The 20,564-nt window shown below is 51.4% G+C and carries 18 protein-coding genes and 1 tRNA gene; 11 read left to right on the forward strand and 8 right to left on the reverse strand.

Annotated features, from left to right (window positions below):
• Positions 1-111 precede the first annotated feature (111 nt).
• Positions 112-184: transfer RNA gene (locus ACJMNB_RS03630), tRNA-Glu, on the reverse strand.
• A gap of 75 nt (positions 185-259) precedes the next feature.
• On the opposite strand from ACJMNB_RS03630, the gene ACJMNB_RS03635 reads away from it, so the two are divergent.
• The 10 genes from ACJMNB_RS03635 to ACJMNB_RS03680 all read left to right on the forward strand — a co-directional run bounded on the left by ACJMNB_RS03635 (position 260) and on the right by ACJMNB_RS03680 (position 12,790).
• Complete coding sequence (locus tag ACJMNB_RS03635; protein WP_405339098.1) at positions 260-1,795, forward strand: ATP-binding cassette domain-containing protein; 1,536 nt, start codon at positions 260-262, stop codon at positions 1,793-1,795.
• A gap of 11 nt (positions 1,796-1,806) precedes the next feature.
• On the forward strand, positions 1,807-2,502 hold the full coding sequence (locus tag ACJMNB_RS03640) for a methyltransferase family protein (protein ID WP_405339100.1): 696 nt from the start codon (positions 1,807-1,809) through the stop codon (positions 2,500-2,502).
• Positions 2,493-3,680 (forward strand): 3-deoxy-D-manno-octulosonic acid transferase, encoded by a 1,188-nt coding sequence (locus tag ACJMNB_RS03645; protein ID WP_405339102.1) that lies wholly within the window; start codon positions 2,493-2,495, stop codon positions 3,678-3,680. The genes ACJMNB_RS03640 and ACJMNB_RS03645 overlap by 10 nt, the downstream gene beginning before the upstream one ends.
• Positions 3,677-4,609: a 4-hydroxy-3-methylbut-2-enyl diphosphate reductase gene (ispH, locus tag ACJMNB_RS03650; RefSeq protein ID WP_405339104.1), complete on the forward strand. Its 933-nt coding sequence runs from the start codon at positions 3,677-3,679 to the stop codon at positions 4,607-4,609. Before ACJMNB_RS03645 ends, ispH begins: the two co-directional genes overlap by 4 nt.
• 69 nt (positions 4,610-4,678) lie before the next feature.
• Positions 4,679-4,900: a 50S ribosomal protein L28 gene (gene rpmB / locus ACJMNB_RS03655; RefSeq protein ID WP_014546602.1), complete on the forward strand. Its 222-nt coding sequence runs from the start codon at positions 4,679-4,681 to the stop codon at positions 4,898-4,900.
• Positions 4,901-5,124: 224 nt separating this feature from the next.
• Positions 5,125-6,573 carry a hypothetical protein gene (locus ACJMNB_RS03660; protein WP_405339106.1) on the forward strand — a complete coding sequence of 483 codons (1,449 nt, stop codon included), beginning with the start codon at positions 5,125-5,127 and terminating at the stop codon, positions 6,571-6,573.
• Positions 6,573-7,283: a hypothetical protein gene (locus tag ACJMNB_RS03665; protein ID WP_405339108.1), complete on the forward strand. Its 711-nt coding sequence runs from the start codon at positions 6,573-6,575 to the stop codon at positions 7,281-7,283. The genes ACJMNB_RS03660 and ACJMNB_RS03665 overlap by 1 nt, the downstream gene beginning before the upstream one ends.
• Positions 7,284-7,325: 42 nt before the next feature.
• Complete coding sequence (locus tag ACJMNB_RS03670; protein ID WP_405339110.1) at positions 7,326-8,435, forward strand: efflux RND transporter periplasmic adaptor subunit; 1,110 nt, start codon at positions 7,326-7,328, stop codon at positions 8,433-8,435.
• Positions 8,436-8,442: 7 nt separating this feature from the next.
• Complete coding sequence (locus tag ACJMNB_RS03675; RefSeq protein ID WP_405339112.1) at positions 8,443-11,502, forward strand: efflux RND transporter permease subunit; 3,060 nt, start codon at positions 8,443-8,445, stop codon at positions 11,500-11,502.
• 22 nt (positions 11,503-11,524) lie between these two features.
• Complete coding sequence (locus tag ACJMNB_RS03680) at positions 11,525-12,790, forward strand: AAA family ATPase (protein WP_405339114.1); 1,266 nt, start codon at positions 11,525-11,527, stop codon at positions 12,788-12,790.
• Between the two features lies 1 nt (position 12,791).
• Here ACJMNB_RS03680 and ACJMNB_RS03685 read toward each other — a convergent pair whose 3' ends face one another.
• On the reverse strand, positions 12,792-13,076 hold the full coding sequence (locus ACJMNB_RS03685) for a septum formation initiator family protein (RefSeq protein ID WP_405339116.1): 285 nt from the start codon (positions 13,074-13,076) through the stop codon (positions 12,792-12,794).
• Position 13,077: 1 nt separating this feature from the next.
• The gene (gene dprA, locus ACJMNB_RS03690; protein WP_405339118.1) at positions 13,078-13,992 is read right to left on the reverse strand and encodes a DNA-processing protein DprA; all 915 of its coding nucleotides are present in this window, start codon (positions 13,990-13,992) and stop codon (positions 13,078-13,080) included.
• Here dprA and mazG point away from each other — a divergent pair.
• Positions 13,991-14,797 (forward strand): nucleoside triphosphate pyrophosphohydrolase, encoded by an 807-nt coding sequence (gene mazG, locus ACJMNB_RS03695; RefSeq protein ID WP_405339120.1) that lies wholly within the window; start codon positions 13,991-13,993, stop codon positions 14,795-14,797. The two genes, dprA and mazG, sit on opposite strands and share 2 nt — an antisense overlap.
• Positions 14,798-15,027: 230 nt before the next feature.
• Here mazG and ACJMNB_RS03700 read toward each other — a convergent pair whose 3' ends face one another.
• The 5 genes from ACJMNB_RS03700 to map form a co-directional block, all read right to left on the reverse strand.
• Positions 15,028-16,197 (reverse strand): hypothetical protein, encoded by a 1,170-nt coding sequence (locus tag ACJMNB_RS03700; protein WP_405339122.1) that lies wholly within the window; start codon positions 16,195-16,197, stop codon positions 15,028-15,030.
• A 161-nt stretch (positions 16,198-16,358) separates the two neighbouring features.
• On the reverse strand, positions 16,359-18,488 hold the full coding sequence (gene fusA, locus ACJMNB_RS03705) for an elongation factor G (RefSeq protein ID WP_405339124.1): 2,130 nt from the start codon (positions 18,486-18,488) through the stop codon (positions 16,359-16,361).
• A gap of 240 nt (positions 18,489-18,728) precedes the next feature.
• A complete protein-coding gene (locus tag ACJMNB_RS03710) occupies positions 18,729-19,355 on the reverse strand; it encodes an EcsC family protein (protein ID WP_405339126.1) in 627 nt (208 codons plus the stop codon).
• A gap of 104 nt (positions 19,356-19,459) precedes the next feature.
• Positions 19,460-19,795, reverse strand: a complete 336-nt coding sequence (locus ACJMNB_RS03715; protein WP_173567639.1) for a hypothetical protein — start codon at positions 19,793-19,795, stop codon at positions 19,460-19,462.
• 7 nt (positions 19,796-19,802) lie between these two features.
• Positions 19,803-20,564, reverse strand: coding sequence for a type I methionyl aminopeptidase (gene map / locus ACJMNB_RS03720; protein ID WP_405339128.1), 762 nt, complete (start codon positions 20,562-20,564; stop codon positions 19,803-19,805).

Raw genomic sequence — 20,564 nt, forward strand, 5'->3', positions numbered from 1 at the left:
TGTAGGGCGGTTGGCTTGTGGGTACAAAAAAAGGCCCAGCAAAGCTGAACCTTTTTTATACTTTGAATGGCGGTTGAAAAAAGGAACCAATCAAAAGATTGGTTCCTTTTATACCCCCAAGCGGTTTCGAACCGCTGTTGCGGGAATGAAAATCCCGAGTCCTGGGCCACTAGACGATAGGGGCGTTTAGTAGGGCCAAATATAGGTAACTATTTTAATTTAGTCAAGGGTGGCTCCTAAAAAAAGTTAATTTTTCATCGTGAACCTGCGAAAATGGCTGAAAAAATCCCTGAAAAACGGCGTAATCCGCTTTTTGCCGGTGGCGCTTTTGGCAAGTGCTGCCGATGCTGCCGTGCTTTGGGGAATCCGTTCTTTCATCGATATCGTAGGCGGTAAATCCGAAATCCCGCTGGCCTATTGGCTTCTGGGCATGGTTCTTCTGGCCTTGTTCCGGCTTCTTTTCTTGTACGGTAAGTCAAAGGTCTCCGAAAGCTGGCTATATCGGGTATCAGCCCGCGTTCAGGCTTGGTTCCTGCACAGGCTTCGCGATCTCGCTCCTAGAAATTTCCATACGCCCAAGGGTGAACGCATGGTGGAATCCGCTTATGAGGCGACTGTCGTGCTCCAGAATAACGGTGGCGTGTTTTTCCAGGCGGTGCAGGCAATCCTTCAGCTAGTTGTCTTTTTGCCGGTGCTCTTTTATATCTCTTGGCCACTTGCGCTGTTTCTCTTTATTGTCATTGTTCCCATGGTGGCGGTTCTCCAGCGAAAACTCCACAAGCTGGGCCCGGCCGAAGAATCCCTGTTGCGCTTGCGGTCCGGTTTCCGCGGGCATTTGTCCTTGGCCCGTCGGCTTTTCAGGCAGTGGAGCGGTCGCAATGAACGTAAGGAAATTTCGGATGGTCTCCTCAAAGAGGTTCGCGGCCTCCGAGACGAAGGTTTATCGGCGGCCCTCAAGAAGTCCGGTCTTTCCCTTTTGACCGAAACGGTCTCGGTGCTGGCCATGGTTTTTGTGCTGGCGTTCTGTGCCCTCCTTATGGCCCGTGGCTACATGGATGCATCCGGCCTGGTGTTGTTTACCTCGGCGGTATTGCTCTGCTACAAGCCGGTCAAGGAATGCGCCCGCGTCATGCCGCAGTTCAGGTCCGCATTGAGCGCCTTGAACATCTTGGAAGACTTTGAAAAACTCGAAACGGCCGGCAAGTTCCAGGGCGAAATCTCCGAAGCGGTTTCTGTCCGCGATGGAAACTTTCGCTACGAAGGTTCTGAAATGCCCGTTTTCGAAGATATGGCTCTCCAGTGGTCCCGCGAAAAGCCGGTGCTTGTTCGCGGTAAAAACGGGGTGGGCAAGTCCACGCTCTTGCGTCTGCTTTCTGGGCTTGAACGTTGGGAATCGGCTGCCGCCTCGACTCCGCGCGATGTCTTCTTTGTGGCCCAGGATTTGGAGTTGCCTCCTAAGTGGATGCTTTCCAGACTTCTTGAAAAACGGAGCAATACTGAGGCAGGGCAAGCGCTCGACGACTTTATGCGGGCTTCGGGAGTGGCCTCTCTCCTCCAGAAGTCGGGGCTTTCGGGGGGCGAACGTGCCCGGGTGGCTCTTCTCTGGGCTTTGGCCTCGGATTCCCGCACGGTGCTTTTAGACGAGCCTTTTGCCTCTGTGGCTCTGGCGGATCGCGAAAACTTGTTAAAATCTTACCTTGACGCAGCTCACGTTTTAGGCAAATGGACAATTATTGTGAGTCACGATGTGCTTTCTCGCGAAGTTGAATGTATATTTAATGTAGTGCAGTTATAGCGGAGGCGATTATGGCAGAACAGGTCAATCAGCAAGAAAATATAGCGTCGAATGTTGAATCGGATGCCGAAAAGCTGGCTCAGGCAGTAAAGCCTGAAACCCCGGCTGTGGATGTTCCGGAAGAAGACCCGCGTCCTCCGCGTCCGTTCTTGTACCGATTCCGTGGACTTATCCTTGCCATTGTCGCCATCGTCGCCTTGGTTATTACGCCGGCTGATCTTGATATTGTGCCGTTCCTGGTGTTTATCAATATCTTTATCATTGCAGTCTATATGCGCGTAAAGGCCCGCCGTGCTATCGGTGACCATACCCGTGGCTCGACTCAGGATGCTCCGGTGCTTGTGACTTGGGGCGCTTATGGTCGTCTGCGTCATCCGCTTTATGTGTCCAACATGGCAATCGGTATTGCCCTTGTGGTGCTTCATTTGGGTATCAGCTGGATTACGATTCCGTTCATCGTGTTCCTGCTCTTGTTCGGTTTCCGTCTTGCTAAGCTCGATGACCGTTACCTTGAACAGCGTTATGGTGACCAGTGGAAGCTTTGGGCTTCTCAAACGCCGGCTTTTGTTCCCCGTGAAATTCATGTGACAGGTCCGCTTCGCAGCGGTAAAGAGGCGATTATCGCCGACACGAGTACGTGGATTTGGCTTGCGCTGATGGTTGGGCTTGTGCTGTTTAGAAAGATTGACTTTATCATATGGGCCTAAACTTAAAGAACCTTGGGCGCATTGCAGTTGGGGCTGCTGTCAAGACGGTGGCGAAGGCTGCCAGCAAGTGGCCGGGACTTGACCGGGAATATCATATCGAAGAACGTTTGTCGGGGCCGTGGCCTGAAGGCCCTTATCTGTGGTTTCATGGAGCAAGTCTCGGTGAATGCCGCATGTTGCAAGGGCTCGCTTGCGCTCTTAAAGAAGACCTGCCCAATTGTCCTAAGATTCTGATCACTTCGCAAAAGGTGGAAGTGGTTTCGTTTCTGCAAGATTCTTGTGCCGGTATTGCCGACGTGGCGATTGCCCCGGCGGATATTCCATCTTCGTTGCATTCCTTTGTGAGTTCGGTGCAGCCCTTGGGACTCGTCCTGGCCGAAAACGAACTGTGGCCGGGCTACCTTTCCACTATGTCCAAGCTGTCGACCCGCAGGAATGTGGCCCTTGTTTCTGGGCGTTACCGCAGGTCTTTTCCGTTGCTGGATTTTTCGGGAATGGGCTATGCCTGCATGCAGACTGCTTCGGATTTGGGGCGGTTCACCTATGCCAGTAAGGGCTTTGTTCCTTGTACCATGGGTGGCGACTGGAAACTTTTAAATTGGGCCCGCGATGGGGGACTGGTATGCGTTCCCGAAAATCCGGCCATCGACGTAGTGTTCATCTCTTTCCATCAAGAAGAAGCGGAAGCCTTTGTTTCCATGGCTAAAGACGCGGTAGATAAGGGCGAGTCGGTGGTACTGATGCCCCGTCGCCTTTCGGAGCTGAACCAATTCCGGAAGTTGTTGCTTGAGGCTGGACTGCCTGTGGTGGATTATCCTACAGTTGGACCGGGGGTTGTATCCTTGGTATCGCGTTTCGGTCTTTCCCGTGAGATTCTTCTGAATAGCAAAAGTGCCGTGGTGGGCGGATCCTTTGATCGTCGGCTCGGTATTCATGATTTTTGGGAACCGTTGCAGATGGGCGTGTCCACTTGTGTGGGCCCCTATGCCAAGGGGCATGACGATGTGGTCTCTCAACTTGTGGCGGCTCATGTGCTCGCCCAGATTCATACGCCGGCAGATTACCTGCGTCGCAGGACTCCCGCTGTCGATAAGGTGCGCATGTTCTTGATGGGCGAAAAAAGAAAAGTTTTGAATTCTTATAAGTTGTTGATGAAATTTATTGAAGGACTTTTATGAAAAAGGTGATTCTTGCGACTCCCCGTGGTTTCTGTGCTGGTGTAGACCGTGCCATTCATGTGGTGGAACGTGCTCTCCAAAAATTCGGGACTCCTATTTATGTGCGTCACGAAATTGTGCATAACAAGTTTGTGGTGGACACGCTTAAGTCTATGGGCGTGGTCTTTGTCGATGAACTGGACGAAGTGCCGTCGGGTTCCGTGGTGATTTTCTCTGCCCATGGGGTCGCCGAAGAAATTTATGCCGATGCGGAAAGGCGCGGACTGCAGGTGCTGGATGCGAGCTGCCCGCTGGTGCTCAAGGTCCATTTCAGTGCCAAGCGCCATTATGCTGCCGGCCGCCATATCATTCTGATTGGGCACGCAGGCCATGCCGAAGTGGAAGGCACTTTGGGTCAGCTTCCGCCGGGCGCCATTACACTGATCAAGAATGAAGCCGACGCACGGACGGTGGAAGTCCCCGCTGACAAGGAGCTCGCTTACATTACGCAGACCACGCTTTCAGTGGCGGAAACCCGCAAGATTATCGATGCCCTCAAGGAACGTTTCCCCAATATTATCGGACCTGATGCGGGAGATCTCTGTTATGCGACGGGCAATCGTCAGGCGGCGGTCCTCGATCTCTGCTCCAAGGTAGACATGCTTTTGGTGGTAGGTGCGAAGAATTCTTCCAATTCCAGCCGACTCATGGAACTCGGTCTTGAACAGGGCATTCCGAGCCATTTGATCGGTTCGGTCGAAGATTTGGAACTGGGGTGGTTCGATAATATTGAATCGGTGGGTATTTCGAGCGGTGCAAGTGCTCCTGAAGTGCTCGTTCAGGGGGTGGTAGACTGGATAAAAGAGAAATTTGCCCCCGTAGAAATCGAAAATTTCGTAAAATTGGTGGAATCTACCAAGTTTAACCTGCCAAAGGCATTGCAAGATTGATAATTTAACCTTGACGAACGGACGCTTTTTTTCTAAAATTGCGTCCGTTATAAAACAACGGAGTTTATTATGAGCCGCATTTGTGAAGTTACCGGCAAGGCCGGCCTCGTGGGCAACATGGTTTCCCACTCTAACCGCAAGAAGTTGATGAAGCAGCTGCCGAACCTTCAGAAGAAGCGTTTCTACATTCCTGAAGAAGACCGCTGGGTGACCCTCCGCGTTAGCGCTGCTGGTCTCCGCACGATCAACAAGCTTGGTATCCAGGCTGTTGCTCAGGAACTCGGCATCTAATTTAGATTTTCTAAGGTTTGCCAAGATTCACCGCCTAACGGGGTAATCCCTCGCTAGGTGGTTCTTTGTGTTTATAGAAAACATCGAGACTAGGTGTTATGCGGAATAAGCCCTGTTTTCGTTGTAGGTACAATGTCTTCTTCGCAAATATTTTATGTCATCCCTGCTAAGGCGGGGGATTAACCTTTATTCCCTTCACCTATATTTTGCTATTTTAGCGATATATGCGCAAGTTTGCCTTTTCTTTTGTAGCCTGTGTGGCAAGTGTTTTTGTGGCCCAATCTTTTGCCCAGCCTCGTGACCTTTTTGCAGAATTCGAGGCCGAAGCCGAAGCGGCTCAGTCCAGTGCGGCTGTCCAAGCGGCGCCGAGTTCCAGTAGCGTAGCTGCAAAGCCTGCTCCTGTATCCAGTAGCAGCGAGAAGGTCTCGTCTAGCTCGGTCGCCTCTTCTAGCAGCGTGGCGCTGTCTTCCAGTAGTGTGGCTGTCTCCAGCTCCAGTGTCGCGTCTTCTAGTTCTATCGAAATTTCTTCCAGTAGCGAAGTTCCGGCTCCTGCAGATTCCGCTGCGGTGGCGGCTGTAGAAACTCCGGCTGATGTGGATTCCGCCTTGGTCGATTCAACGGCAAGCGATTCCGTGAAAGAAATGACTCCTGAAGAAGCTTACGCTGCCGAAATGAAAAGGCATAACGAAGAAAACCGCATCCGTGATTCCCTCGCAATGCTGGCCAGTTCGTCTTCCGTGGCAGATGCACCTTCTTCCAGTAGCATGAACCGCCGCGAATTGCTGGGCCCGGTAAAGGTATCCAAGGTGAACGGCATTGACGAAATGAAGGGCCGTTACAAGAGCCCCCGCAAGGCCTTGTTCATGTCCTTGGTGGTTCCGGGTTCCGGCCAGATGTATGTAGGCGGTTCTGGATTTACTTATGCCCGCGGCGGCGTGTATCTTGCATTGGAAGCCGCCCTGTGGGGCAGCTGGTATTATTTCTCCGTGCATAAGTATGATCAACAGGTGAAAAAGTACAAGGATTTTGCAAAGGCCCACTATTCCATTGGCCGCTATGAACGTGGCATGCGTGACTTGTATAATGCCGATGCGGTGAACTACGAGTCCGAGTTCCGTCGTCGTTACTTGGGTAGCCGCGAATCCTTCTGCGAAGGCATTTTTGGTACGGCCACCGTACATGGCTGCTATGACCGCGACAAGCTGTACAAAAACGATCTCGCGTACTATAACGATTTCGTGAATTCTCCGAAGAGCCTGAAAAAGGAAATGCAATCCGTAAGCTTCGATTCTCCGTCCGAAGTCTACCAGTTGATTGCCGATAACGCTTATGTGCTGGGATGGGACGATGCAGAAGATCTTGCCATTGCCACTGCTTTGGGCTTGGAAGATCCCAATTCTGAAACGGAAAGTCTTGGTACGTCCAGCAACCAAAAAGAATACCGCAGCCTTCGTAACAAGGCGAACGATTATGCCGATATGCAGGCTTGGTTCTTTGGTGGACTTATCTTGAACCACATTGTGTCGGCCATCGATGCGGCTATTTCTGCCAATTCCCATAACAAGGCCTTGTACGAAGAAGAACTTTCTTGGTACGATCACTTGCATTTCGATAGCGGCCTGTCTTTCGTAGACGGTTTTGGATTTAACGTGCAGGCTAGTTGGGGCTTTTAATGAAGTTGCTCTTGGTCCTGTTGCTCGCTGCAGTATCCGCCTTTTCGCAGGTGGTGGTATCTGTGGATCAAAGCGTGAGCAAGAATTCCGACAAGAACTGGCTGATTGCCATGGGTTCGTCGGCATTGTTGCCTGGTATGGGTGAACTGTACCTGGGCGAACGCCAGTTTGTGCGGCCTTTTGTGTGGACTGATATTGCTCTTTGGTTTACGGCTATCGGTTCCTATGCCATAGGCGAACGCTACATTACCTCTGCACACAACTATGCGGTTCGTCATGCGGGCCTTACCTCCAAAAGTCATGACGTGAGTATGCTCAATACGGTTGGCGATTACCGAAGCCGTAGTGGAGTGGCTGGGCAAAATTCTTCGCCCGATATGGACGAAGATTATAATCAGGCGCAGCTCCGTGCCGACAAGAAAACCGATGAAGATCTTGATGAGAGCATCCAGTGGGACTGGGGCTCCAGCGACAATCCCGAATCCACCGAACATATCGAAGAATTCAAGAGCCGCATGCGCCATTACCGCGTGAGTCGTATTGTGTTCCAGGTGTCTGTCGGTGCGCTGCTTTTGAACCGCGTGGTCTCGATGCTTAACACCATCCGAGTATATCGCGCAACGTCGTCTAAAGCCTTTACTGAACGACTGGAATTTGTACCTGAATTCTATGAAGACGGTAGCGGCCTGATGATGAATGTGAAATTTTAGCTACGCCTGCAACCAAGCTTGCCGTTAAAACATCTAAGGAACATGAAAAATTTTGCTCTGTTTTTTGTCGCTTTGTTTTTTGCCGCCTGTGGCAGTGATTCTAGTGCACCGGGTGGTGCGGCAAAAGGAGCTGGCGGTCCTGGTGGCAAAGGCGGTCCCGGTGGTCCGGGTGGCAGATCTGCCCGAGTAATTGCGGTGGAAGGCTATATTGCCGAAGCCCATGTGGCGCTGAAGGCGTTTACTGCCATGGCAACATTGGAGGCCTTGAACCATGTGTCCCTTACGGCGGCCATGTCGGGGCGCTTGACCAACCTTTACGCCAAGGACGGTGCCCAGGTGCAAAGGGGCGCACTTCTCGCTAAAATTGACGATTCCGAACTCCAGGCTCAGCTCAAGCAGGCGGAATCGAACCAGCAGCTGGCCCAGCAGAAATTTGATCGTGTAAAGACCCTTTTCGAAAAAGACGGTGCCACCAAGGCTGACTTGGAAAGTGCCGAAGCCTCTCTCAAGTCTGCCGAAGCATCGGTGGAATTGATCAAGGCCCAAATCGCAAAGACCGAAGTTCGCGCCCCCTTTGCAGGAAAGCTCGGCTTTGTTGACGTCTCGGTGGGAGCATGGCTTACCACGGGAACACCCATTGTATCTATTAGCGAAGTTAAAAAGCTGAAGGCTAAGTTTGCTTTGCCGCAGCGTTACGCTTCTACCTTGAAGGTGGGCGATGCCGTGGAACTTCGCGACGAAGAACGTGGCGTTACGGTAAATGGCAAGGTGAAGGCCCTTGAAGCAGTTCTTTCGGAATCTAGCCGCACCCGCCAGATTTTGGTGGAAGTGGACAATACGAAGGGTGACCTGTTGGCTGGTTCTTATGCCAAGGTAAGTGCCGCCATGCAGTCCGGTTTTGCAAAGAGTATTCCGGTGCCTGCTGAAGCGTTGACGCTTGATAAGGACGGAGCCTACGTTTATGTCGTAAATGACGGCAAGGCTAAAATCAAGCATGTAGAAACAGGCCTCCGCACGCCTATCGCAGTAGATGTGGTGAATGGTCTGGACGAAGGCGATACCGTGATTACCTCGGGATTGATTAGCTTGCGTGAAGGCGCTGCGGTGCGTGTCCGCGAAATCCGCCATAATACCGATTACGAAGTGGAGTAGGTGAGCCATGAGTGTAGCGAACCTTTCCGTCCGTCGCCCGGTGCTTATGACCGTGATGGCGCTAGTGATTATTTTGCTTGGCGCCTTTGGAGCCTCCAACTTGGGCGTGCGCGAATACCCCAACGTCGACTACCCGCTTATTCAGGTGCGTACATCTTACCCCGGCGCAAACGCTGCCGTGGTGGAAGCCGAAGTTACCGAAATCCTGGAAGCCTCCATCAACAGTGCTTCTGGCATCAAGGCGCTGACCTCTACCAGCCGCGATGGTTTCTCTTTCATCAATATCGAATTTGAAACGGGCATGGACCTGGAAGCGGCCGCCAACGAAATCCGTGACCGCGTGAGTCGTGTGCGTCGCCGCTTGCCGGACGATGTGGACGAACCGACCGTCTATAAATCTGACAGCGATAATGACCCGATTTTGATGCTGAGCCTTGTGAGCGACAAACTCGATCCCATGGAAGTTTCGGAACTGGCGAACAACTTTGTCAAGGAACGCTTGCAGACTATCAATGGCGTTTCTGAAATCTCCATCTGGGGCGAAAAGCGCCCGACGGTGCGCTTGTGGATTGATCCGGTTCGCTTGCAGGCTTTGGGCGTTTCCGGTGCCGAAATGTCGGCAGCCCTCAAGAAGGGCAACCTGGAATTGCCTTCTGGTTCCATCGAAGGTAGCGAAACCACGCTTTCCATTCGTACGCTGGGCCGAATTCTCGATCCGAAGGCTTTTGAAAACATTGCCATCAAGACGGCTGCAGACGGCACGGTCATTCGCATTTCAGATGTCGCAGACATTCATTACGAACCGAAGGATCCGCGTACAGGCTTTAGGCGTAACGGCAAGAATTCCATTACGCTGGCGTTGATGGCGCAGCCCGGCTCCAATCACGTGGAAATTGCCGATGAATTCTACAAACGCGTGGATGATATCCGTCGTGAAGTTCCAGAAGGCGTCGAGGTTCTTTATGGCCGCGATACTTCTATCAATATTCGCGCTTCCATTAAAGAAGTGGTGGAGACTATCTTCATTGCGTTCCTGTTGGTGATTGCGATTATCTTTGCGTTCCTCCGTGAAGGACGCACGACGCTTATCCCGATGGTGGTGGTGCCGGTGTCGGTGATTGGTAGCTTCTTTGTGCTTTACTTGTGCGGTTTCTCCATTAACGTGTTGACGTTGCTTGCCATGGTGCTTGCCATTGGCCTTGTGGTGGACGATGCCATTGTGATTGTGGAAAACATTTACCACAAGATTGAACGTGGCATGACGCCTAAGCAGGCGGCGGTTGCGGGTACGAATGAAATCTTCTTTGCCGTGATAGCCACATCGGTGGTGTTGATGGCGGTGTTTGTTCCGGTGCTTGCCTTGGGCGGTACGACGGGTCTCTTGTTCCGCGAATTCGTGGCGGTGATGATCGGTACGGTGTTCCTTTCCACACTTTGCGCGTTGACGCTTTCGCCCATGCTTTGCTCGAAGTTCTTGAGACATCAAAAGCAGGGTTGGTTCTTCCGCGTGACGGAACCCTTCTTCGATGGAATGAACCGTATCTATGCGGTGCTTCTCGGCGGCTTCTTGAAAATGCGTTGGCTCTTGTTCCCGGTGGTGGGCGCCCTTTTGGTGGCTGCTTATTTCTGCTTCAATAACATGAGTAGCGAAATGGCTCCGACCGAAGACTCCAACGCGGTGATGGTGAATTTGAACATGCCCGAAGGCGTGACCCTTACGCGAACCAAGCGTATGGCCGATGCCTTCGCCGAAGAAGTTCTTGCGATTCTCGACAGTAACGACTACTCCGAATTCCAGGCGGGTGTGTGGAATGCGGGCAATTCGAGAATGCGCTTGTTCTTGAACGACAACAAGAAGGCGCGTCGCCCGCAGAGCGAGATTGCGCGTTCTATCCAGTTGCTGGGTAACGAGTATCCGGACTTGCGCGTGATGGTGTTTGAACCCCAGAGCATCAGTACGCAGCGCGGTGGTCTTCCGGTGCAGTTCGTGTTGCAAGCTCCGAATATCGAAATCTTGCGTACGCTTGTTCCCAAGTTCGAAGAAGAAGCCAGCAAGAGTCCGGTGTTCAGCGTGGTGAATACGAACCTGCGCTTTACCAAGCCTGAACTCCACATCGAAATCTTGCGCGACAAGGCCAATGAAGAAGGCGTGTCGGTGAATGATATTGCCCAGGCGGTGCAGCTGGCCATTAGTGACCAGAGTTATGGTGAATTTTACAAGGATGGCCGTCAGTACGATATTATCGGTGCTGTGGGTTATCAGTACCGTAGCATGCCCGAAAACATTTCGATGCTCACGGTCAAAAACCGCAAGGGCGAACTTGTCAGCCTCGACAACTTTATCCGCTTTAGTGAACAGTCCGCTTCGCCGTCGCTGCCGCGATTCAACCGCTTTAGCGCCGCGACGATTCAGGCGGGCCTTGTGCCGGGCAAGACTATTGGCGACGGCGTGGAAGAAATGCGCCGCATCGCAAAGCACTTGCTGAAGGATTATCCGAATGTGAGTACGGCATTGAGCGGTTCTTCCAAGGAATTCGAAGAAAGCTCCAGCGGTCTCTATATCGTGTTCCTCTTGGCGCTTGCGCTGGTGTTCCTGGTGCTTGCGGGGCAGTTCGAAAGTTTCCGCGCCCCCTTCGTCATCTTCTTTACGGTGCCGCTGGCTTTGGCGGGTGCGCTGACCTGCTTGTTCATTACGGGTCAGACGCTGAACATCTTTAGCGAGATTGCGCTGATTCTTTTGATTGCTCTTGTGACGAAGAACGGTATCTTGATTGTGGAATTTGCCAACCAGATTGCCGCGAATACCGGCTGTAACAAGCTGGAGGCGGCTCGGATGGCGGCGGAACGCCGCTTCCGCCCAATCCTCATGACGAGCCTTTCGACGGTATTGGGCGCCGTGCCCTTGATTCTCACGGGCACCCCGAGCCGTATCGCCATGGGCGTCGCTATCGCTGGCGGCTTGACCTTTGCCACCTTTATGACTTTGTTTATCGTGCCTGCGGCCTATAGCTTCTTTGCGGGCAAGGTCGAAACGACAAATACCACTGACGCAAGCAAGATGGCCTAAAATTTTTCTTACATTTAAGGCGATGAGCTTTATGAAGAAAATTTTGGGCCTGATGGTGGCTTCAACTTTGGGGATATTGATTAGCCTTGTTGGAATTATTCCCTTTTATCCTGTATCTTGGGCAATGAGTATTGCACTCTTGGTTTTTGCCTTAGTTCAACTGATTTATTTCTTGACGATTGAAAATGCCGACCTCGATTGCGCTCTTCGCAAATGGGAAATGGTCGCTTTCTGTTCCGTGGCAATCCCTGTCGCCGCAATCCTTGTTTCCAGGGATTTAGATTTCTCTGCGCCTATAGCGTTAATATCGATTTCTAAAAATCTCTGCTTTTGGTTGTTGCCTTTTGAACTGCTGCTGTTCAAGAGGCTGACCATGGCTGGCCCGGTGGAGGCTAAAGTGGTATCTTCTAAAAAGCCGGAAGAGGCGAAAGAAGGACAAACCGTCAAGGATCTTTTCAAGAATAAGGCTGGAAAGTTTACTTTGTCCAAAGCAGATCGGGAATTGTATTCCCTGGTTGGCCTTGCTTCGGTAAAAAAAGAAATTTTGTCTTTGAAAAACATGATTGTGGCTCAAAACAAAAGGGCCTCGGCAGGATTGCCCGCAATTCCAATGTCCTACCATTGCGTGTTTACGGGAAATCCGGGAACCGGTAAAACGACGGTGGCGAGGATTGTGGCCGAAATATACAAGGACTTGGGAATTCTTGAAAAAGGACACTTGGTGGAATGTGACCGCTCCTCCCTTGTGGCCGGTTATACGGGCCAAACTGCAATCAAGACCAATGAAGTTGTAGACAAGGCTCTTGACGGCGTACTCTTTATCGACGAAGCTTACACCTTGGCCCGTAACGATGGTCAGGATCCCTTTGGTCAAGAAGCCATCGATACCCTTTTGAAGCGAATGGAAGATGACCGAAGCCGTCTGGTTGTGATTGTTGCTGGCTATACGGACGAGATGAAGGCTTTCATCGAAAGCAATCCGGGATTGTCTTCCCGCTTTAACCGCTATATAGAATTCCCAGATTATAGCGAGGCTGAACTGCTTGAAATATTCAAGCGTCTTGCCGAAAAGCAAAAGCTGGAACTGTCTACGGAATTTGAAAATGCCCTGAAGGCTTTGTTCTCCCGCGTTGTCGCCAAAGGGGATTCTTCTTTCGGCAATGGCCGCGGGGTGCGCAATTTGTATGAGAAAACCCTTGTGAACCAGGCGAATCGCTTGGCGCAAAGGGATTATAGCGTTTCGGACTTGATGAAACTTTTGCCCGAAGATTTACCGGGCGACTGTTAGGCTACTTTACCATCTGGAAAACCCGTTCTCCCTTGCGGCTCATGCCGTAACGGGTACGCAACAAGTCTTCCTTGTATAAAGAGTCTTTTTTGAGGCGTTCGATTTCCAGGTTGCAGGAATCGATGGCGTGTTGCAACGAGTCGATTTGATACTGGAACATCTCGATGTCGTGCGCAATCTTATGCTGTTGCTTCAAGCTGTTTTTCCCGAACATCAACTGCGAAACGACAGCCGCTATCGTGAGGGCTGCCACAAGCAGGATGACCCAGAAAAAACGCTTATTCACGTCAGGTTGCTCCGTTAAAGTAAAACTGGAAATTGTCCGGGGTTTCAACTAGCCCCGAAAGTTCTAGCTCTGTTAATATAGCTAATATATTGTTGGGCATAAGGTTACATTCGTTCTGGAGCTCTTGAAAAGTCTTCTTGAAACCGTTAAATTGCTTAAATAGGCTAAGGGCTTCGTTAGAAAGGTTACAACCGGTAGCCTCGATTTGGCTCAGGCTGACGGCGGCAGGCTTTTCCGATTCCGTTTTGATCTTGGGAAACCCGGCAACAGTACGCAGGCTTTCGGGCAAAAAGACGGGCATGGCTTTCCCCTGGTCCAGGTATTGGTTTGGTCCGGCAGAATTTTCGCTATCGAAATTTCCGGGGATGGCTAATAGAAGCTTTTTTTCTTGCAGGCAATAGTCGGCGGTAATGAGCGCTCCGCCTTTGGCTTTACTTTGTACCAAGACCGTGGTGCGGCTGAGTCCGCTGATAATCCTGTTGCGGGCGGGAAAGTTCCCTTTGAAAGAGGGAAAGTCTTCTTCGTATTCAGTCATGATGCAACCGCCAGCATCGATAATGCGGCGGGCGAGCGTTGCTCGATCTCCGGGAATCGGGACGTTGATTCCCTGGGCGATTACGGCGATGGTCGGAATCCCGAAATCAAGGGCCGCTTCGTGGCAATAGAAATCGATGCCTTGGGCAAGCCCGGAAACTACCACGGCCTGGGTGCCTTGCAGTGACTTCACCAGGCGACGGCAAAGTTCCCGCGCAGAACTTGTGGGGCGTCGGGTACCTACCATGGCAATTCCGATACGGTCTTTTGCGGGCAAGGTTCCGCGGTAGTACAGTAAGGTTGGCGCTAATCTGGATTCCCTGAGGGAAAGCGGAAAATGTTTCGGTTCAAGCGTTTCGTACTTTCTATCTTTGTCTGTCATGAAATATTCCTTTGAAGACTTGGTGAAGATTATGGCGACCCTCCGCTCCCCGGAAGGCTGCCCTTGGGACAAGCAGCAGACGCATCAGTCGTTGCTCCCGTATTTAGTCGAAGAATCCCATGAATACATCGATGCCGCCCAGGCAAACGACAAGGCCCACATGGCCGAAGAATTAGGCGATGTGTTGTTCCAAGTGGTTTTCCATTCTCAAGTTGCCAAGGAAAATGGCGATTTTTCCATTGACGACGTGGTGCAGGGAATCTGCGAAAAAATGATCCGGCGCCATCCGCACGTTTTTGGCGATGCGAAGGTTGATGATTCTAAAGGCGTTGTCCGCCAGTGGGAACGCATCAAGGCGCAAGAAAAAAACAATCTAAAAATGCAGGGCAAGTCCGCTATGGATAAAGTAAGCAAAAGCATGCCCACGCTGGCTCGTGCCCAAGAGCTTCAGCGTCGCGCTGCCAAAGTGAGCTTTGACTGGACCGAGGCTGAACCTGTCTTTGACAAGGCCGTAGAAGAATTTAGTGAATTTCGTGCCGAAATGCAAGCGGCTTCTCCTGAAAATCGCAACGTGGACCGCATGGAAGACGAATTTGGCGATATCATGTTCAGTCTTGTAAATGTGGCGCGCCATTGCGGTTTCAACGCTGCACTTGCGCTGGAACGGGCTAACTCCAAGTTCGAACGACGCTTCCGCGTGGTAGAGCAGATGGCCCGCGATCAAGGCAAAGAAATGAAGGACGTTGGTCTAGAAGGCTTGCAGGAACTGTGGAAAAAGGCGAAAGCCGCTTCGAAGTCGTTCTAATTTAGAGCATTCCAATTTGGAACATGATTTTTAAAAAAAATTTTTCGCAAGTTGTGATTCCGAGATATATTAGGTAATGTGCTTCCAGTCCATTCTGATTTAGCGAAGGGATGCTGGAGCAAATCACGGGGTAGAATAGACCGGAAGCACGCTTGTTTTCTTCTAATTCCACTGGTCCCGCAGGGCTTACCCCCTTGCGGGACTTCTTCTTTAGTGTCTACTAGAAGATCTTAGAAAAGATTGCGCGACAAGCGTGAGATTTTTTTCTTGCTGTAAACCTTGTTCAAAAAGATATCGTCTTCGCCAGTCGTATAATAGCCAGTTGCGTTGTCGCTGGGAAAGATGCTGTTTAGACAGGCGTTGAATTCTTCCGAATTTTCTTTTCTGTAATAGTCTGCATAGCGATAAGTATTGCCTGATGCATCTTCGTCTTCTTCGATGTCGAAGTAGTCCATGTTTTCATCTTTGCAGTATTTGCGGTTCATTTCAGAAGATTCAAAAGTTCCTGTGCAGGTTGTGCCGTTTGCAGAAATTTCGATGGTTGCCTTTTGGCTTATTGCAGTATATTCGATTTGCTTGACTTGCACGGTGTAGGTTGTTTCGTCAATAGTGAAGATTTCGCCTGTTTCGGAGAAGTCCTTCTGTTTTACCCTGAGGGTTGTCAACATTTCATCGTTTTCAAAGAAAAGAAGCTGTAAGGAGGGGTAATAAGTCAGTCCTAGATCCACATAGTAGATCAGATTATATCTAAAGTAAGATTTTATATAATTGATATCTCTTTCGGAAAGGGTTCTTGTGACGACTATTGTTTTTTCTGAAATATTTAGTTGGACGTCATAGCTCTCGTCTTCGTAGCAATGTTTGTCTTGAGTAGAGGAGTTGTAATCGCAGTTGGTTCCTTTCCAAGAACCATAGATGTTACCTGCAGTCCCTCCGACATACATTACTCCATAATCGCTATAAGCTTCATCAGATTCATCCCACATGTAAAGAACAAGTGTGTCGCCCAAAAATGAATATTTCATGATTTCGCTGTTGGAATAATTGCTTGAAACAGATTTCCATTCAGCGTGGTTTCCGCTGATGACGCATTCCTTGTAATCTGGGAGCGAAATTGTAAATGTAGAAGAGGCTTTGTCAAAGGAGACATCGTATGTTAGTGATTCGTTGTCTGCATTGCTTTCTGTGGAGGTCGTGGAGCTTGTCGTGGAATCCTTCTGTTCGCCATTGTTGGTGGTTGCTCCCGAATCGGTGCTGTCTTTTTCATCGCTGATGTTGGAGCTGGACGGGTTGTCGTTGTCCGATTTCGGATTGGAACTGCTGTCACCGCCGCAAGCGGTTAGTGCAAGTGCGGTTGCAAGGGCGCAGCCCAAGGTGCTAATCTTGAATAAATGCTTCACGGTGCTCTCCTGGATGAGTTTATGGGTAAATGTAATTAAACTTCTAGGAAGTTGTACGAGTGGTCTCCGTGAACAACAAAGCCCCCGGGTGTTAACCGGGGGCGGTTGTGAGAGCGAGGCGATATCACATTTTTAATCTGCGATAAAGCCGAGCGGTCTCATTAGGCGCGAGCCTTGGCCTTGTCGCCGTACTTCTTGATGAGTTCTTCCTGGATGTTCTTCGGAACCGGGAGGTACTTGCAGAATTCCATGGTGAATTCAGCCTTACCCTGGGTCATGGAACGCAGGTCAGTAGCGTAGCCGAACATTTCGGACAGCGGGACTTCGGCGGTGATGGTGGTCATGCCGAGTTCTTCGCTCGTACCGGTGATGGTACCACGGCGCTGAGAAACGTTACCAACAACAGAACCCTGGAATTCGGTCGGAGTCTGGATTTCGACCTTCATGATCGGTTCGAGGATCTGAGCGCCAGCCTTTTCGAAAGCTTCGCGGAAGGCCATACGGGCAGCAACCTGGAACGCCATATCAGAAGAGTCAACCGGGTGGTATGCACCATCCTGGACTTCCATTTCGATACCCACAACCGGGAAGCCGATCAAGGAACCAGCTTCCATGCAGCTCTGGAAACCCTTGTCGCAAGACGGGATGTATTCCTTCGGAATACGGCCACCCACGACGGAGTTCACGAAGTTGTAAACCTTTTCCTGGTCGCCTTCGACAGCCATCGGACGCATTTCGCCGACAACCTTAGCGTACTGACCCGAACCACCGGTCTGCTTCTTGTGAGTGTAGTCGAACTTGGAAGCGCGAGTGATGGTTTCGCGGTAAGCCACCTGCGGAGCACCGGTCGTCACGTCGCACTTGTATTCGCGGCGCATACGTTCGATGTAAACGTCGAGGTGAAGTTCGCCCATACCCTTGATGATGGTCTGGCCGGATTCCTTGTCGACTTCCACCTGGAACGTCGGGTCTTCCTTGGTGAAGCGGTTCAGAGCCTTGGACATGTTGTCCAGGTCATCGCGGTTCTTGGCTTCGATCACGAGTTCGATCACCGGATTCGGCACGTGCATAGAAGTCATGTTGTAGTGGTTCTTGCCATCGGTAAATGTCGTACCGGAGGCGCAGTCGATACCGAACAGAGCAACGATGTCGCCTGCACCGGCTTCGGTGATATCCACCATTTCGTCAGCGTGCATACGCACGAGACGGCCCACGGACACCTTCTTGCCGGTGGCCATGTTGGTGATCATGTCGCCCTTCTTGAGGGTACCCTGGTAAATACGGATGTAGGTCAACTGGCCATAGCGGTCGTTCACGAGCTTGAATGCGTAGCAAACGAGCGGCTGGTTGTCTTCGGATTTCAGGACAACTTCGGCTTCGTTGTTGTCGAGGTCGAGAGCCTTGTTTTCAACTTCGGTCGGGTTCGGGAGGTAGTCGATAACGCCGTCGAGGAGCTTCTGAACGCCAACGTTCTTATGAGCAGAACCCATGAACACTGGGGTCACTTCGAGGCTGATGGTAGCCTTGCGGATGGTGGCCTTGATGAGGTTCTTGTCGATTTCGTCGACGCCATACTGGCCTTCCATAGCCTTTTCCATGATTTCGTCGCAGTAGTCTGCGCAGCAGTCGATCAGCTTTTCACGGTATTCGTTAGCCTGGTCAACGAGTTCGGCCGGGATTTCCTTTTCGATCATGTCGTCGCCGTTAGCGCCTTCGAAGTAGTAGGCCTTCATTTCGACGAGGTCGACCACGCCCTTCAGTTGGTCTTCGAGACCGATAGGAATCTGCATGACGCAGGGCTTGTGGTTGAGCTTTTCCTTGAGCATGACAGCCACGCGGAGCGGGTTTGCACCGGAGCGGTCGCACTTGTTCACGAACACGACGCGCGGCACATGGTAGCGCTTCATCTGGCGGTCAACGGTAATAGACTGGGACTGCACGCCTTCCACGCCGGTAAGAACGAGGATAGCGCCGTCAAGCACGCGGAGAGAACGTTCCACTTCGATAGTGAAGTCCACGTGCCCCGGGGTATCGATGATGTTGATAGAGTCGGCTTCGCCAGACTTGGTGTGGGTCCAGTTTGCAAACGTAGCAGCAGACTGAATCGTGATGCCGCGTTCGCGTTCAAGTTCCATGGAGTCCATCGTGGCACCGACGCCGTCTTTACCACGAACTTCGTGGATAGCGTGGATACGCTTTGTGAAGTAGAGGATACGTTCGGTAAGGGTAGTCTTACCGGAGTCGATGTGAGCAGAAATACCAATATTTCTGTGAGTTGTGATGTTTTTCATGTTTTTTCCACAAATGGAGTTGATGTTTGTTTGAGTTGCGCCCAAAGATAGAAAAAATGGGGGGATCGTTCAAGTCCCACCTCCTGGAAAAGGGGTTTTAGGGGAAAAATGAGAAAAAATGCCCTTTTTGGGGCAAAATTGGCCTTTTTTATTAATTTGTTGCTAATTGTATTTATAACAAGAGCGGTAGTTTCGACTACCGCTTTTCCCTTCGCTCGGAACCTTATGGGAGGCTATTTATTATGCAATATCGGCGTCCTCGACGACCGGTTCCTCGGGATTGTCGGCCAGGGCCTTAAAATAGGCGGCGGCAGTCTTGCCCACTTCGGTAGTGTCGTAGAAGGAATAGGCTCCGTTTCCCAGTGCTCCGATAGCGGGAATGGCTCTGAGGGCGGCCCTGCCCAGGAATTTTGTGGAAACCTTGACGCCGATTTTCTTGAGAAGGGTCTCGAGAACGGCAAAAGAGACCTTTTGGACCACGATTCGGCTGCCGGTTCTTACCGCGATGTCGCGGACCAGCTGGGCGGCGCTATGGCGGAACAGGCACCAGACCATGGCTTCACGGCTCAGTTGGGCGAATTTGCCGTAAGTCGCGGCAATATCAGAGACCAGCTGCGCCTGGATGCGCCAGATGGCGGCAATATCGGGGATGGAGGTCAAAACGCCCGTGACGCCGGCGGGCACTGAAAGGGTGGCGCTGACCAGGGAGGCCTTGACCGCGGCCTGGCGGATCAATTTCTTGATTTTCTCGTCGGAATCTCCTGTTGGGGCGTGCAGGGACTCCGGAATGTCGGTAATCAGTTCGAAAAGCAGGGAACTCAGCTTTTCCTTGATTTTTTCCATTTTTTCGTCATTGCAATCGCTCATAAGAAACTCCTTATGAGACTAATATACATTTTTAAATGCGGAATACAATGTGAAATGACGAATGTGTAGTGTGTGATGATTTATTCAACATTTCACACTTCACATTAGAATATAATCTTAGCGAGGCCGCCGGCAAGGCCCGGCAGATTATAGCGGAGCGTCTTGCCTTCGAGCCAGTACGAAAGCGCCTGGTCAATCCACTGGCGCTCGCAAGTAATTTTGCGGATCACGATATCGGTACCTGTGTCGGTATCGTCAAAATAATAGTATCCGCGGAACTTGATGGGGAAAATTTCGCCGTGCAATAGAACGCTTACGTCGGCGGTGCCGTTGTCCGAATCGATAGAAACCGACTGGACATCGCCGAAGCGCTTGACCAGTTCGTGATTCTTGACAAAGGCTTCTACCGCCTTGTTGCGTAAATTGCCTAACAGCGACATGCGTTCCTTAGCGCGGCAGGGTGAGAATTTCGATGCCGTTCTTGGTGCGGGCCACGGTGTGTTCCCACTGGGCGCTCAAAGAGCCGTCGCGGGTTACGGCAGTCCAGCCGTCGGAGAGGGTCTTGGTGCCCGGACGACCCACGTTGATCATGGGTTCGATGGTGAACACGTGGCCGACTTCGATAAACTGCTTCAGGACGTTGTTGCGGAAGTGGTACAGGGTCGGTTCTTCGTGGAATCCACGACCGATGCCGTGACCGCAGTAGTCCTCTACCACGCTAAAGTCGTGTTCTTCGGCCACATCCTGAATGATGTTTCCGATGTCGTAGTAGCGGGCGCCGTCTTCACCGGCAACGCGGATGCCTTCTTCCATACAGAACTTGGCGGTGTCCACCAGTTCCTGGGCCAGGTTGCTCACGCGGCCCACGCAGAACATGGCAGATGTGTCGCCATGGTAGCCCGAAAGAATCGTGGTGATGTCGATGTTAACGATATCGCCGTCTTTCAGGATGGTATTTGCACTGGGAATGCCGTGACAAACGACTTCGTTAATGCTGATGCAGGCGTAACGGGGGTAACCGTGGTAGCCCATGCAGGCGGAAATACCCTTGTGCTTGCGGGTATAGTCGCCGATGAATTCGTCGATTTCCAGAGTGGATACGCCCGGTTTGCACATTTCGCCAGCGCGAATGAGTGTTTCTGCGGCGAGGGCGCCTGCGTCGCGAATCAGTTCGATTTCCTTAGCGGATTTGATTTTAATCTTGGCCAT

Source organism: Fibrobacter sp., assembly GCF_045131395.1.
In the GTDB taxonomy this organism is placed as follows: domain Bacteria; phylum Fibrobacterota; class Fibrobacteria; order Fibrobacterales; family Fibrobacteraceae; genus Fibrobacter.

Excerpts from the sequence above, each read along its gene's own strand:
- ACJMNB_RS03640 (WP_405339100.1), top strand. The coding sequence starts at position 1,807 with ATGGCAGAACAGGTCAATCAGCAAGAAAATATAGCGTCGAATGTTGAA.
- ACJMNB_RS03645 (WP_405339102.1), top strand. The coding sequence starts at position 2,493 with ATGGGCCTAAACTTAAAGAACCTTGGGCGCATTGCAGTTGGGGCTGCT.
- ispH (WP_405339104.1), top strand. The coding sequence starts at position 3,677 with ATGAAAAAGGTGATTCTTGCGACTCCCCGTGGTTTCTGTGCTGGTGTA.
- rpmB (WP_014546602.1), top strand. The coding sequence starts at position 4,679 with ATGAGCCGCATTTGTGAAGTTACCGGCAAGGCCGGCCTCGTGGGCAAC.
- ACJMNB_RS03660 (WP_405339106.1), top strand. The coding sequence starts at position 5,125 with ATGCGCAAGTTTGCCTTTTCTTTTGTAGCCTGTGTGGCAAGTGTTTTT.
- ACJMNB_RS03665 (WP_405339108.1), top strand. The coding sequence starts at position 6,573 with ATGAAGTTGCTCTTGGTCCTGTTGCTCGCTGCAGTATCCGCCTTTTCG.
- ACJMNB_RS03670 (WP_405339110.1), top strand. The coding sequence starts at position 7,326 with ATGAAAAATTTTGCTCTGTTTTTTGTCGCTTTGTTTTTTGCCGCCTGT.
- ACJMNB_RS03675 (WP_405339112.1), top strand. The coding sequence starts at position 8,443 with ATGAGTGTAGCGAACCTTTCCGTCCGTCGCCCGGTGCTTATGACCGTG.
- ACJMNB_RS03680 (WP_405339114.1), top strand. The coding sequence starts at position 11,525 with ATGAGCTTTATGAAGAAAATTTTGGGCCTGATGGTGGCTTCAACTTTG.
- mazG (WP_405339120.1), top strand. The coding sequence starts at position 13,991 with ATGAAATATTCCTTTGAAGACTTGGTGAAGATTATGGCGACCCTCCGC.
- dprA (WP_405339118.1), bottom strand. The coding sequence starts at position 13,992 with ATGACAGACAAAGATAGAAAGTACGAAACGCTTGAACCGAAACATTTT.
- fusA (WP_405339124.1), bottom strand. The coding sequence starts at position 18,488 with ATGAAAAACATCACAACTCACAGAAATATTGGTATTTCTGCTCACATC.
- ACJMNB_RS03710 (WP_405339126.1), bottom strand. The coding sequence starts at position 19,355 with ATGAGCGATTGCAATGACGAAAAAATGGAAAAAATCAAGGAAAAGCTG.
- ACJMNB_RS03715 (WP_173567639.1), bottom strand. The coding sequence starts at position 19,795 with ATGTCGCTGTTAGGCAATTTACGCAACAAGGCGGTAGAAGCCTTTGTC.
- map (WP_405339128.1), bottom strand. The coding sequence starts at position 20,564 with ATGGCCAAGATTAAAATCAAATCCGCTAAGGAAATCGAACTGATTCGC.